11 protein-coding genes and 1 tRNA gene are annotated in these 13,479 nt (G+C 45.2%); 3 read left to right on the top strand and 9 right to left on the bottom strand.

Translation table 11 applies throughout. From position 1 onward, the window contains the following. Positions 1-36: 36 nt before the first annotated feature. From J4N44_RS18210 to J4N44_RS18200, 3 genes are all read right to left on the bottom strand, one after another. Positions 37-834 (bottom strand): helix-turn-helix domain-containing protein, encoded by a 798-nt coding sequence (locus J4N44_RS18210; protein WP_029789597.1) that lies wholly within the window; start codon positions 832-834, stop codon positions 37-39. A 101-nt stretch (positions 835-935) separates the two neighbouring features. Further along, the gene (locus J4N44_RS18205) at positions 936-2,210 is read right to left on the bottom strand and encodes a GlgC family sugar phosphate nucleotidyltransferase (protein ID WP_017188539.1); all 1,275 of its coding nucleotides are present in this window, start codon (positions 2,208-2,210) and stop codon (positions 936-938) included. Between the two features lie 208 nt (positions 2,211-2,418). Continuing rightward, the gene (locus J4N44_RS18200) at positions 2,419-3,627 is read right to left on the bottom strand and encodes a NupC/NupG family nucleoside CNT transporter (protein ID WP_005432553.1); all 1,209 of its coding nucleotides are present in this window, start codon (positions 3,625-3,627) and stop codon (positions 2,419-2,421) included. Between the two features lie 561 nt (positions 3,628-4,188). On the opposite strand from J4N44_RS18200, the gene J4N44_RS18195 reads away from it, so the two are divergent. Together J4N44_RS18195 and J4N44_RS18190 are read left to right on the top strand one after the other, a co-directional pair. Further along, positions 4,189-4,272, top strand: a tRNA-Leu gene (locus J4N44_RS18195). A 29-nt stretch (positions 4,273-4,301) separates the two neighbouring features. Beyond that, positions 4,302-4,913 carry a DUF2913 family protein gene (locus J4N44_RS18190; RefSeq protein WP_009703776.1) on the top strand — a complete coding sequence of 204 codons (612 nt, stop codon included), beginning with the start codon at positions 4,302-4,304 and terminating at the stop codon, positions 4,911-4,913. A 97-nt stretch (positions 4,914-5,010) separates the two neighbouring features. Here the strand turns inward: J4N44_RS18190 and J4N44_RS18185 are convergent, their stop codons facing one another. Together J4N44_RS18185 and J4N44_RS18180 are read right to left on the bottom strand one after the other, a co-directional pair. Then, complete coding sequence (locus J4N44_RS18185) at positions 5,011-6,411, bottom strand: tryptophanase (protein ID WP_069688001.1); 1,401 nt, start codon at positions 6,409-6,411, stop codon at positions 5,011-5,013. 296 nt (positions 6,412-6,707) lie between these two features. Then, positions 6,708-7,952, bottom strand: coding sequence for an NADH:ubiquinone reductase (Na(+)-transporting) subunit B (locus J4N44_RS18180; RefSeq protein WP_038899450.1), 1,245 nt, complete (start codon positions 7,950-7,952; stop codon positions 6,708-6,710). A gap of 169 nt (positions 7,953-8,121) precedes the next feature. Here J4N44_RS18180 and J4N44_RS18175 point away from each other — a divergent pair, with 169 nt between their 5' ends. Next, positions 8,122-8,529, top strand: coding sequence for a cystatin (locus J4N44_RS18175; RefSeq protein WP_252045561.1), 408 nt, complete (start codon positions 8,122-8,124; stop codon positions 8,527-8,529). 32 nt (positions 8,530-8,561) lie between these two features. Here J4N44_RS18175 and J4N44_RS18170 read toward each other — a convergent pair whose 3' ends face one another. The 4 genes from J4N44_RS18170 to J4N44_RS18155 all read right to left on the bottom strand — a co-directional run bounded on the left by J4N44_RS18170 (position 8,562) and on the right by J4N44_RS18155 (position 13,467). After that, entirely contained in the window at positions 8,562-8,927 is a 366-nt protein-coding gene (locus J4N44_RS18170) for a hypothetical protein (RefSeq protein ID WP_252045560.1), read from the bottom strand. A 106-nt stretch (positions 8,928-9,033) separates the two neighbouring features. Next, complete coding sequence (locus J4N44_RS18165; RefSeq protein WP_252045559.1) at positions 9,034-9,729, bottom strand: glycoside hydrolase family 19 protein; 696 nt, start codon at positions 9,727-9,729, stop codon at positions 9,034-9,036. A gap of 373 nt (positions 9,730-10,102) precedes the next feature. Next, positions 10,103-11,335, bottom strand: a complete 1,233-nt coding sequence (gene lhgD / locus J4N44_RS18160; RefSeq protein ID WP_252045558.1) for an L-2-hydroxyglutarate dehydrogenase — start codon at positions 11,333-11,335, stop codon at positions 10,103-10,105. An 8-nt stretch (positions 11,336-11,343) separates the two neighbouring features. After that, complete coding sequence (locus J4N44_RS18155) at positions 11,344-13,467, bottom strand: TRAP transporter permease (protein ID WP_252045557.1); 2,124 nt, start codon at positions 13,465-13,467, stop codon at positions 11,344-11,346. Positions 13,468-13,479 lie beyond the last annotated feature (12 nt).

The raw sequence follows: 13,479 nt of genomic DNA, 5'->3' as shown, positions 1-13,479 counted from the left end.
ACCTTACTGAATCTAGTTTGAGATCAGGAAGCAGAGCTAAACACTCTGCTTCTTAAGCATTTGCTCGTAGCGAACCAAGCGAAAATCTTGAAATCCTTGCATCACGCTCCGGATCATTGGGTTCTCAAAAAATTGCCGGCTGGTTCCTGTGTAGAAAGTGATGCAATGACTTGAACAACATCGTTCTAAAAAACAATCTTCCATAAACTGATTCAAGCTATGATCCCGAATCGGGAAAAACACCATCAAATCTTTACTAATTTCAGCAATATGATTGAGTAATTGAGTTCGAATTGACTTGGTCAAAAATACAACGCTGACCAAGTAAATGGCGTTATTCTTCTGTTCATACACCACATGTCCAATCAGCATTCTTTGGTAATAGAAACAGTAGATTTTAGGTTGATGAAGCTCAAGCTCATTCAGAGTTTCGACAAGCTCGTTCCCATTCAAACGTTGATGGGAATCCATAACTAATGATCTATCTTCTCCTTCCAATTTATCCAAAGATACGTGACTGGTATGCGTGATCTCATACTCGTACACCGTACTTAAATTTTGGAAGTTGACCGGATGTTGGAGTGCTTTCTTAACACTCTTCAGCTCTTGAGTATCGTAGTGATATGGTTGCTGAAAGAAATGTGCGATCCCGAGACGTCGCAGTAACGTCGGCTCTATTTTCCTCCTCTCCCACTGGCTCAGCGTTGCTTGATTCAAGCTAGAGAATACACGGTGTGAAGAAGAAAGCAGCTCCGCCAAACTGTCTTGTGAGTATTTATATTTCTTTCTAAAGTGCTTCAATGCATCAGCAAATTGAAGTCGGTCGAACTGCATTTTTTCTCCTAGCCAAACGCCGTTAGTTTCGAAAATATGTATATTTACACACCAAATCTTGATTCTGTACGTCAATCACAATTCAACTCAAAATACCCGTATTACACGACGTTATCTGTAACGCCTTCGGGGTAATTCGCATGCAGTGGAGAAGCTTCTTGTTCAAAACCAACGCGACTGCCCCTCGGAATCACGACTAATCCACCATCCGTAATGTGAAAACGTTCTTTGTCTCTCTCCGGCTTTTCCCCAATCACGGTACCCGGAGCAATCTGAACATCTTCTTCAATGATAGTACGTGTAATGCGACTATTTTCTCCAATTTTGCACCGTCCCATTAATACGGATTCGTGCAGAATACTGTTTTTACCCAGCTCACAATCCACACCAATGACTGAGCGAATTGAACACGCCCCCTCAATATGGCAACCAGAAGCAATATAGCTGTCCTTAACGCGGACTTTGATCCCTTCAATATCGCAATATTGGCTTGGTCGTTGCGATTCAATTTGTCGGCTCAGCAACGCACTGGTAGATGGTTTGCTAGTATCACTTTGTTCCGCCAGCATCATCATTTGTAGTCGCCAATAATCATCAATGTTATTGACGTTGTGCCAGTACATAGGCGCTTGCTTTGCGTCAATCTCGCCGAGGTCAAACAACACGGTTTTTACTCTACGCGCAAGCAGTGCAACGATGTCCTTGGTCAAATCATGCTGACCATCCAGCTTCTTGGCATTATTAAACAAACCTTTGACCAACACGGGGCGCTGAAAGAGGTAATTTTCCGTTAATACCATGGCAAAGCCTGGTTTGTTTGGAATTTCTGCTGGAGTTGGGGGCTGGTGTTGAATATCAATGACTTGACGGTGTTCATCTAACTCAACGACATGATACTGAGACGCTTGTGCGACAGGAACCTGAGCCACAACTAACGTGAGTTCGGCATTTTGGATTTGATGGTAGTGCAACAAAGAAGAAATGTAATTACGATGGATTTGCTCACCACCGACCAGCAAGACATGTTCATCGGAGGGTCGATTGATGACATCTAAATGCTGCAATAAAACATCAGTCCAATTCTGTTGCAGCTTAGGTAATAACTTAGCTTGAGAATAAATGGGTTCGAGCACTTCGATTCTCGATTTGTAGTGCTGCCATGCATGCTTAAGGTGAGCAACTAACGGTGCGCAATAAAAACGACTGAGGACAAGATTACGCTTTATTCCTGCTTGAATGAGGTTGGTTAGCGAAAAATCAATTAAACGGTGAGAACCTACGAAAGGTGTGATGGATTTACAGCATGTTTGAGTGAGTGGACCTAGCCCTGTCCAACCTTTATCGGTTAATACTACCGATACGACTTTTGACGTCACGTACGACTTCCTTATTCTATTAATAAATTAGAAAGTAAATGCAAACCGTACGCAAGCACTATTCAATCCTGATGTGAATTTACTCAATAATGAATATTGTCGAGCAATAGCCTACCTAATATTTAACCTAGCTCTCATTCAAATAATTTATAAAATAAAACCCGCCGAAGTGGCGGGTTTTGAATGGCTGTTTATGTGGAGGCGTTCCTTATAACGAGATAAAGATACCTGCTAAACAGGCACTCATTAAGTTCGCTAATGTACCAGCCGCTACCGCTTTGAGACCCATGTTCGCTACATCTTTACGACGTTCTGGAGCCATCACACCGATAGAGCCAAGTTGAATTGCAATAGAACCGATGTTCGCGAAACCACACAGCGCAAACGTGATGATCACTTGTGTGTGTTCAGTCAGCGTTGCTTTATGTTGTACGAAATCGATGAATGCAACAAATTCGTTCATTACGATTTTCTGACCGATGTAAGAACCTGCCGCTAATACTTCGTGACCCGGAACGCCGATTAACCAAGCGAGAGGGGCAAATAGGTAGCCAAAGATCGCTTGTAGCGTGATGCCCGCAAAGCCGAACATTTCGCCTAGGTTTTCCAGACCCGTGTTCACCATTGCAATCACACTCACAAATGCGATCAGCATCGTACCTACCGCAACCGCAACTTTCATACCGCCCATCGCGCCGCTTGCTAGCGCGTCGATCACGTTGCTCTCTTCAGACTTATCCAATTCGATGTTGTTGTAATCGCTTGGCGTTTGACGCTCTGGCACAATGATTTTTGCCATCAACAGGCTACCTGGAGCAGCCATGAAGCTCGCTGCGATTAGGTATTTCAGCTCTACACCTAGACCTGCGTAACCACCTAGTACACTACCTGCGACTGACGCCATACCACCAGCCATTACCGCGAACAGTTCTGAACGAGTCATGTTTTGAAGGAATGGACGAATGAGAAGTGGCGATTCGCCTTGAGATAGGAAGATGTTACCGGTTGCAACAAGAGATTCTGCTTTGCTGGTCCCCAAGAACTTTTGGATGGCACCACCGATAAATTGAATCACTTTTTGCATGATACCCAAGTAGTAAAGGGCAGAGATAAGAGCACTGAAGAAGATGATGATAGGAAGAACGCGAACCGCGAAGATGAAACCAGTAGAAGCGAGGTCACCGAAGAGGAACTTGATGCCTTCATCGGCAAAACTCAATAACCCAGCGACACCATTGCTCAAACTGGCTAACGCCGCTTGTCCCCAAGGGAAGTAGAGCACCAAGGCTGCGAAACCCATTTGAAGCAGCAATGCTCGAGACACGGTTTTCCAATTGATTGAAGAACGGCTCTCTGACAGCAGGAACGCACAACCTAATAGTGCAACAATACCAAATAGACTAAATAGAACACTCATGAATCGGACCTACTGAACGTTGAAAAAGAAAGGAATGCCAAAAGCATTGGCAGAAGAAAGGGACAACGCATCGAGTGACAACGCACTCGTAGATCCAAATTGAAGGAAGAACGGATAGTTCGACATCTTATTTTTACCTTATACAAGCAATTGAACGTAGCTGGTCCGGTCCGTGGGGTCATTCACTGCTGGAGAGCTCTCGACTCTTCCTGCTCCATGTGACGGCTTGTATGGGTAAGGGTCCTGAACAACGAACCCTAATTCCCGCTTAAACGGGTCGCAAGTATAGCCAACAAAAAGAGATATTCATCACATTTATTTACGCAAACGTTCAAGCGTTCATAATTTAAGCAAAGATGCTATTTTGTGGTCATACTTGTAGGGAAAATAGGGGTATTAGGAGGGTGACGAATAGTGAAATCACCAAAAATGAACAATAAATGTCCAATCGAACACCAAAGACCAAAAATGAGCAATTTTGCTCTCGCCAATCTATGGATTTTGGATATACAATTTGGAACGCTTCATTTCGAAGCCTCTGTGTATTCAGAGCATCATGATGCCGAGATGGTGAAATTGGTAGACACGCTAGCATGAGGTGCTAGTGCCTTAGGTGTGAGGGTTCGAGTCCCTCTCTCGGCACCATTCCTTTCTTTCAAAGAATTTAGAGTGTAATGCAAAGTTCTAAACAGGCAAAACAGTCCGCTGACGCTAATCAATTACTTAGCGAGCTTGCGGTGCACGCCTTATTACACCTGCACTTCAAAATCCACGCATCATCGCGAATTCTTCCTCTTAAAGAACGTAACGACCTACTGCAAAAATGGCTTAAGCCTAAGCTCAAAAGTAATCGCTACAAACTGATTAAAAAGCCATTAAAGTCTCTGACTCAACAGGCAAAAGGGGAAAATGGCAATCTAGAAGCTTTACTTGAACGTTGTGTAGGTGCCGATAAACCTAGTAACCCACAACCTCACCTCGATAGCTACCTACTGCTGATCAACGAAGTCGAGAAGAAATTGGGTACGACGGTTCTGCTTTCTCGTCCTGAAGATGTCGATTTATCCCACGACCAACATGGTTGTTTGCTATGTGTTCTGTCTGATAACTTAAACCAACACTTCGACGATAATAACGCCTTAATCGCACCTATTTCGATGCTTTTCCGTGGACCTATGAGTCAACGTTCTCTGTTCTTAGGTAGTATTTATGCCAGCAATACCTTCAATTACGAAGTGCTGTACCAAGACGAGCAGTTTGTGCGAATCACGCTGGATTTAGCATAACTCGACACCCAGATGAGTTAAAAAAGCCGCGAAGTTCGCGGCTTTTTGCTTAATTAACGTTTATCAATCTCTGACGTATCGACAACCCGAAGAGTTCTCAATCCAGTTCGCGGAAACGAGCCGTAAAGTGGCGAAGTACTGGAGGTTCGTATTCAAACGTCAATCCTTTTAGTTCATCAGCACGATTCTTCAACTCGATGATCGCATCGGCGATGTAATCCATGTGATCGTTGGTGTAGACACGACGTGGAATGGTCAAACGCATCAACTCAAGTTCTGAAGCTTTTTGTTTACCCGTTTCCGGATCTCGACCAAGCAACAGTGAGCCAATCTCTACCGCACGAATGCCTGCCTCTAAATACAAGGCATTACACAGCACCTGCGCAGGGAATTGATCCGCGGGGATATGCGGTAAGATCTTCGCCGCATCAACGAAGACAGCATGACCACCAGTTGGGTATTGAATTGGAATCCCCCCTTCGCGCAGACGCTCACCCAAATAGTGTACTTGGCTAATGCGGTAGTGAAGATAGTCTTCATCCGCACCTTCATACAAGCCACGAGCCAAGGCTTCCATATCACGACCCGCCATACCACCGTAAGTGACAAAGCCTTCCATCGGTACACATCGTGTTTGAACCGCTTGGAAAAGCTCTTGATGATCGCGAATACAACACATACCACCAATGTTCACCATCGGGTCTTTCTTCGCAGACATAGTGAGCATGTCGCCGTATTGGTACATCTCGCGAATGATTTCGAGAATCGATTTGTTCTCATAACCCGCTTCACGCTGCTTGATAAAGTAAGCGTTCTCACAGTAACGAGCCGAATCAATCACCACAGGGATGTCGTACTTGGTTGCGATTTCGTACACGCTGCGCATATTTTCCATCGACACAGGCTGACCACCAGAGCTGTTACACGTTACCGTCGTGATGATCGCACAGATATTGTTAGAACCGTGTTCTTCAATCGTTGCCACCAGCTTATTGAGGTCAAAATTACCCTTCCAGTCGTATGGTGTGGTGGTATCAAACGCTTCTTCCGTCACCACGTTAATCGCTTTACCGCCATTGAGTTCAATGTGACCCGCAGTGGTATCGAAGTGGTAATTCGAGATAAATACGGGCGTTTCACCACCGCGAACCTGACGCATACGCTCAATCAAAGCTGGGAATAGAATTTGCTCCGCCCCGCGACCTTGGTGCGCTGGCACAGTAAGCTTGTAACCAAAGAAATGCTCCACCGCATCGCACAAGTTGTAATAGTTACGACTGCCAGCATAGGACTCATCGCCCATCATGATGCCTGCCCACTGATTGTCACTCATAGCACCAGTGCCAGAGTCGGTCAGCAGATCGATGTAGACATCATCACTACGAAGAAGAAATGGGTTAAAGCCCGCTTGTTTAAGGGCAACTTCTCGGTCAGCCAAGGTCGTCATTTTGATTGGCTCAACCATTTTGATACGGAACGGTTCTGGGATACGTTTCATTGTTAATTTCCTTATACGCACGACCCTACGCACTTAAGCGTAAGATTAAAAACAAACTGATAAATTGCTTTTCAATGCGGAAGCATTGAGGAAATTAACGTGCAGAGATTTTGCTAAGAAGAGACAAGCAGTAGTCTAGGTTGTACCAGAACGACAGCACCAAACGGCTATCGAGAATATCCTTAATTCTCATCGTCTTCGTCCTCCTGATAAAAAGAAAAGCCAGAAACCCCATGTCTCTGACCTTTTCAATATAGTGCAGTTTTCAACCAAATTTCAGTGAAGCTTACCTCATTTTACGAAGGTCTCACCCTTTTCATTCTGCGTTTGATGTTGTTCTCTTTGACCATGTAGTCGAACAAAGGAGCAAACAAGTTGGCAAACAGAATCGCTAACATAATGCCTTCCGGATAGGCGGGGTTGAGTACACGGATAAATATCGTCATCACACCAATCAAGATACCGTAAGCCCACTTACCACCATTAGTGAACGCAGCGGATACTGGGTCTGTCGCCATAAAGAAGGTACCAAACGCAACACCACCAATCACAAAGTGCCAGTAAAACGGCATAGAGAACATAGGATTAGTATTCGAGCCAATCGCATTAAGCAGTAGCGACGTCACAGCTAAACCCGCAAAGACCCCAGCAACAATTCGCCACGAAGCGATCTTCATAAAGATCAGCACCAGACCTGTGAGCGCAATCAACAAGGTCGAGACTTCCCCCATTGAACCCGGAAGGTTACCAACAAATGCGTCCATCCATGAGATTGGTTGTCCCGTCATGTTGTTCGTCAAAGCACTTTGACCACCTTCATACCACTGGCTCAGCGGTGTAGCGCCAGAGTAACCATCTGCCGCAACCCAAACAGCGCCGCCAGACATGTTAGCGGGATAAGCAAAGTACAAGAACGCGCGCCCAGCCAATGCTGGGTTTAGGAAGTTACGCCCCGTACCGCCGAAGATTTCTTTCGCCACTACGATGCCAAAAGTGATACCCAACGCGGCTTGCCACAATGGGATGGTAGGCGGGAGAATTAAAGCAAAAAGAATAGAGCTGACAAAGAAGCCTTCATTCACTTCATGTTTACGAACGATAGCAAACAGCACTTCCCAGAACCCACCAACCACAAACACAGTCGCGTAGACAGGCAGAAAGTACGTGGCGCCGACAAGCATTTTACTTGCCCAACCCGCTTGGCTTGCGACTTCTACCGAACCCCAAACCCAGCTTAGCCCCCAAGAAGCATCAATGGCTTGCTGCGCTGCCACTTGGTCAAGGACATAGAGCAAAGCGTCGCTGGATTGTTGCCCTATGTTGTACATACCCCAGAACATCGCAGGGAAAACGGCTAGCCACACCATGATCATGATGCGCTTTAAATCGATGCTGTCTCGAACATGGGTAACGCCATGATTCACTTTACCCGGCGTATAAAAAAGGGTTTCAACAGCTTCGAAGAGTGGGTAGAACTTGTGATACTGGCCTCCTGGTTCAAACTTTGGTGAGACCTTTTCAAAATAATGCTTCAGACTCATAACGTCTCCTCCTCTAAAGAGTGTTACGAATAGCCATCGAAAGGCGATCGTTTTTAACTCTTTCATCTTTCCGATACGTATCTATGAGCTGTTACGGAATGCCTCGTGATTATGTAAACCGTGAAAGTCGTGCTTATACTCAATCAATAACAAAACAACGGAGTGAATTATGAAGTTAAGGATGATGTGGACGGCTGTTTTGGTGTTATCTGCCCTGCCATTTGCAACCAGCACATTTGCATTCGACAAACAAATGTCACCAGCTTTGAAGAAGAAAATGCAAGCCATCTGCAGCTCACAAGGTGGTGTACCAGGTGGTTGGCAGATTGCGAAAGTTACACCAGATGCGGAGCGCTCACTCAGTATGATTCTGCATCAAATGAACGCGACGGATAAGCTAAAACAAATCAATGATGTAAGAACTCAAGTCGTTGGCGGCATACACTACGCGATGGAGTTTGAACTCAAAGACGGGGAAGTGTGGAATGCGATTGTGTTGCACAGCGCCCGCGGCGATTACATGATCGAAAGACACGCCAAGAAGGGCGAACTTTGCCCTAAAGATGGCAACTCCTAATTACCAGATTCAAATACAACAAAGGCGACAGTTTAGTCGCCTTTGTTCTTTTCTGGTTTAGCAACAGCTTCAAACGCTCGTGTAAACTGATAACTCATAATCTGAGGTCGAATCAAATCGCATGCTAAATCAGAAGCATCATGCTTGGTAATTGGTAAATGCTCCGATAGAACCTCTTTGGACTCTTTATCAACCGTTTGAAAAGATTCAACAATTCTTAGAGGAACGTGAAACTGATGGTCTCTTACGAGAAAGAAATAGTATTGGAGATGTTCGCCATACGTCGCTGCGTTGTTAATCTCGCTACCAATTTTCACCGCTTCAACACGGCGACCTTCACAATCAAATTTAAACACATTGGTAATTTCTGCTTCCATAGAGCCTGGCACGTAGACCATATAATCTGACTCCAACTCGTGACCTGATAACAGATATGCATCATTAAAACTCAAGATTTGAAAACTTAAAGATGGAGTAGGTGCCAACAACATCGTCAAAAAAAAACTACCTAAAAATATCTTTGAATGTACCTTTTTTATACAGCCTTTCAAAAATCTCATGTCGTCTTCCATATGAATCTGTATTTTTATTAACTACCGCTGTAATACTATCCGTGACAGTACGAGAGGCTCCTTTATCAGCTTTCAAATATAACTTGTTATTTAACCAAAAAATCATCGCAGTCCTTACTGCATATTTTGGTTTAGCCACAAGGTTTGGGGAGGAAACAAAACTCACATCTTCATCCCAGATGTTGGCATGTACTCCCTCTACTGCAGCATAATTCCCCTTACCTGTAAGCTGTATCATTCCTCTACCGCGGTACTTCCAGCCATCACCAGTGCTTTCACTTCCATTCCCTATTCTCATAGCATACGCATTGTTTGCTATTGCTTGTTGATTGGCTTTTTGATTGATTGCGGCGTTTCTTCCATGTTTTTCTGCTAGCTCTGGATTTTTACGATAGGTTTTGAATGTATTTTTTAACCCCTGAACTGAATAATTGAAATTCTCTTCAAGCGTGATATAAGGACCTACCTCTTTTACCAATTGAGCAATGAAGTGCGATATTCGTAATTCGCTATCTAACTTACACTCAACTAGCTTTGATGAAAGTTCTTCGCTTATAACTAGTAAATATTCATCTGAAACTCTCGCTTCATCCTTCCAAACTTTCCTAAGATGTTGCTTCGTAATCATAACTCCTCCAATAAATACAAATTTAAATAGAAAGAGCTAGAAAACATCTTAAAAATGTAAGTTAAACGATGCCATACGTCACCTTTAAATCGCTTTATACATATAAATTACGTTATCTTGCGATACAATCCACACTCGAAGAATAGCGTACGATATCAACAAACTCCTGTCGCCATGCAGGGTCATGTTTAACGACGTCGACTTTGTGATTGGCTAAACCTAATTTCATCCATCCCTCTCCTAATAAACCCAAATATCATAAGAAGGAAATTATCCAATCACCAAAGTAAAAGCCAAACTTCCGGCACACCCGACAATAATCACCCAACAAATAGAGTCATCTCTGGTGTACTTTTGGTTTGGCTTTCTACTGTTAAACCGTCTCGGTTTTCGCCTCTATCTTCTCATTCACTTTATCGCAAATATATTCCCCAATGGGCATTGCAGATGTCGCTGCAGGAGAGGGTGCGTTGCAAACGTGTAGGCTTCTTGCGCTCTCGGCAAACAAGAAGTCATGAACTAAAGTGCCATCGGATAACACCGCTTGCGCGCGAATACCCGCAGGATATGGTTTGAGATCTTCTACCTTGATGCTTGGGCAGTACTTATTGACCAGTTTGAGATAGCCCGGCTTCCACCACGAGTTCTTAAACTCATCCAGTCCGGTTTTTAGATGCTTTTGTGTCACCTTCCAGAAACCGGAGAATCTGAGCATTTGCATGGTATCTTGCAAGCTAAAGTTGACCTTATCGTACCCTTCTCGCTTCCAGCCTTGCACCGCATTTGGACCAACAGTCACACTGCCATCAATCATGCGAGTTAGGTGGACACCCAAGAAAGGCAAGTCAGGGTCTGGAATTGGATAAATAAGATGATTCACCACCTGGTCGTGTTTGCTATCTAAGCGGTAGTATTCACCACGATAAGGAATGATTTGGAAATCGGTCGGAATAGACATCATCTTAGTCATGCGATCCGCCATCAAGCCGCTGCAAGTGACCAAGAATTTGGCATTGAGCTGCATCGTTTGACCGTCTGAAGTGCAGGTCAGTTGGACTTCTTCGTCCTTCTCTTCGGCAGCCACCACTTTAGTTCTCAGACTGATTTGACCGCCGAGCTTTTTGAACTCTTCCGCCATCTGCTCCGTGACCAAACGATAATCGACAATACTGGTGGTTTTGACATAAATCGCGCCCAATCCCGTGATGTTTGGCTCAGCCAGCTTGAGTTGAACTTCATCGAGTAGCTTTACGTCGATGCCGTTGACATGGCAGCGCTCATAGAGGGCATTCATGCGTTCGACTTCTTGCTCATTGGTCGCAACCAGTAACTTGCCACAGTTCTCCACCGGAATGTCGTGCTGAGCACAGAACGAAATGGTTCGCTCTACCCCACGCTTACAAAAATCGGCTTTTAGGCTGCCCGGAGCGTAGTACACCCCAGCATGAATCACGCCGCTGTTGTGTCCGGTTTGGTGCTTGGCAAAACCGGACTCTTTCTCAACCAATAAAATGGATTTGTCTGGGTGACGTTGCTGCAGTTGCCATGCCGTCGACACACCAACGATACCGCCACCAACAATGATGTAGTCATAGACTGATTTCATACGACCTCTTATAAAACCGATAGTTGAGATTGTTGCAATTTGAACTTGCGACCACTGTAAATGAACACCGCGACAAATACCGCGCAGCTTGCCACACGAACCAACATTGGGATGTCGTGCCAAACCAGCAATGTACCCACCACTACCAACAAGAGACGCGTCAGAATGTTTAGAGGACCTTCCAAGTAGCCTTCAATCGCACCAATCAATGCATAGGTACCGATGATGGCAAAGAAGCCTACAGTAATCACTGACGTCACATCCCAACTTACTAAGCCTGTGTAAGCAATCAACAGCGGTACAAGATACAAACCTTTGGCGATTTTCCACGCCATCAAACCGGTACGCATTGGGGGTGTTTTCGCGATAGTTGCCGCAGCGAATGCGGTCAAACACACTGGAGGCGTGACGTTACTGTCTTGCGATAACCAGAAGATGATGAGGTGAGCAGCCAACAATGCCAAGCCTACCGCTTCCATACCCAAACTTTGCTCTAGTAGGGTTTCCATAAAGTCCGCAGGCACTAGCGCCACCATTTCTTTTGCGGTTTCCAACGCCATTGGTGCGTTAAGCAGTTCCAACTTTTCTGGCGCCGCCAACATGAAGATGGCTTTTGCTTGTTCAGGCAATTGACCCGATACCATCAATTCAAGCAATTGGTTTTCTGCAATCAACTTGTAAAGCGCAGGGGCAGACAGTGTGCCCAATACAATATACGCCGCTGTTACAGGTAAACCCATACCCAAAACAAGAGAAGCGAGCGCAATCAAAACGATCATGATGAACAAGTCGCCATTCGCCCAACCGTCGATCATCAATGAGAAGGTGTTGCCGATACCCGTTGTGCTGATCACATTGATCACCAGACCAATACCCACCAGCAATACGGCAGTTGTCGCCATGTTTTTCGCGCCTTGTGAAAGTGCTTCGATGATCGCTTTTGGTCCCATCTTGTGATCTTTCGAGAACCAAGACGCCACCACCACTGAGATGATCGACAAGCCCGCAGCGTAAGTCGGTGTAAAACCTTGAACCAACAAAGTAACCAATACCGCCAGCGGGATAAGGTTGTGCCAACCGCTGATCAACACTTTTAATAGAGATTCATCGCTGGTCGTGATTTTTTGAACGCCGCTGCGTTTGGCTTCGATACGCACAAAGAACGCAACAGACAAGAAATAGATAAGAGCAGGAATGAAAGAAACCGCGATGATATCGACATAAGGAATTTGCGTGTAAGACGCCATGATGAAAGCACCCGCCCCCATCACTGGTGGCATCAACTGACCACCTGTTGACGCTGCAGCTTCAACACCCGCCGCAAAGCGCGAAGGGAAACCCGCTTTTTGCATTAAAGGAATACTGATAACACCGGTTGAAACCGTATTTGCCACACTAGAGCCAGATACTGAGCCCATCAAACCGGAGCCAATCACCGCAATAAAACCGGGACCACCAATGATTTTGCCAGCCGCAGCACGTGCCACATTGATGATGTAATCACCAACACCAGAGCGCACAAGAAACGCACCAAACAGAATGAACATGAATACGAAAGTCCAACTGATGCGCGAAATAGAGCCAAACATGCCCTCAGAAGAATAAAAGCTGCGGTAGAGCAAGGTTTCCATGCTCAAACCCGGGAAGTGGAAAATACCTGTCGCCCACTTACCCCAAAGCACAACGTAGCTTAAACACACCACAATCAGCACTGGAATAAACCAACCCATGGTGCGTCGAATCAGCTCAATAACAATCAGGATTGCCATGATGGCGAAGACCCAATCGCTGGTCACAAACTTCACACCGCGTTCATATAGCGCATCTTCGGCATAGGGAATGTAGAGCAAACACGCGACCGCGCCCATGGCAATCAACACATCGATACCGAGTGCAATCTTACTCTGCTTGAGAGAGATATGAGCCGGATACCAAAGCGCACAAATCACCGCAAAGCCAGCAAAGTGGGTCGCGGAAATCCATAACTCTGGTAACGTCGATAAGGTATTAAACCAAATGTGCAAAACAGACAACACCACGCCAAACACTGTGATTGTGGTGGTTACCCACGGAAAATCAGTGCGCGTGGGCAGCTCAAACTTCTGCAATTCCTTTTCTATTGAGTCGCTCATCTCATACTCCAA

This window comes from Vibrio sp. SCSIO 43155, assembly GCF_023716605.1.
GTDB lineage: Bacteria > Pseudomonadota > Gammaproteobacteria > Enterobacterales > Vibrionaceae > Vibrio > Vibrio harveyi.
Note: the sequence above shows the minus strand (reverse complement) of the source record. Positions and strands in the feature narration are given on the sequence as shown.

Excerpts from the sequence above, each read along its gene's own strand:
- J4N44_RS18200 (WP_005432553.1), bottom strand. The coding sequence starts at position 3,627 with ATGAGTGTTCTATTTAGTCTATTTGGTATTGTTGCACTATTAGGTTGT.
- J4N44_RS18180 (WP_038899450.1), bottom strand. The coding sequence starts at position 7,952 with ATGAGTCTGAAGCATTATTTTGAAAAGGTCTCACCAAAGTTTGAACCA.
- J4N44_RS18210 (WP_029789597.1), bottom strand. The coding sequence starts at position 834 with ATGCAGTTCGACCGACTTCAATTTGCTGATGCATTGAAGCACTTTAGA.
- J4N44_RS18185 (WP_069688001.1), bottom strand. The coding sequence starts at position 6,411 with ATGAAACGTATCCCAGAACCGTTCCGTATCAAAATGGTTGAGCCAATC.
- J4N44_RS18190 (WP_009703776.1), top strand. The coding sequence starts at position 4,302 with ATGCAAAGTTCTAAACAGGCAAAACAGTCCGCTGACGCTAATCAATTA.
- J4N44_RS18170 (WP_252045560.1), bottom strand. The coding sequence starts at position 8,927 with ATGGTCTACGTGCCAGGCTCTATGGAAGCAGAAATTACCAATGTGTTT.
- lhgD (WP_252045558.1), bottom strand. The coding sequence starts at position 11,335 with ATGAAATCAGTCTATGACTACATCATTGTTGGTGGCGGTATCGTTGGT.
- J4N44_RS18155 (WP_252045557.1), bottom strand. The coding sequence starts at position 13,467 with ATGAGCGACTCAATAGAAAAGGAATTGCAGAAGTTTGAGCTGCCCACG.
- J4N44_RS18165 (WP_252045559.1), bottom strand. The coding sequence starts at position 9,729 with ATGATTACGAAGCAACATCTTAGGAAAGTTTGGAAGGATGAAGCGAGA.
- J4N44_RS18175 (WP_252045561.1), top strand. The coding sequence starts at position 8,122 with ATGAAGTTAAGGATGATGTGGACGGCTGTTTTGGTGTTATCTGCCCTG.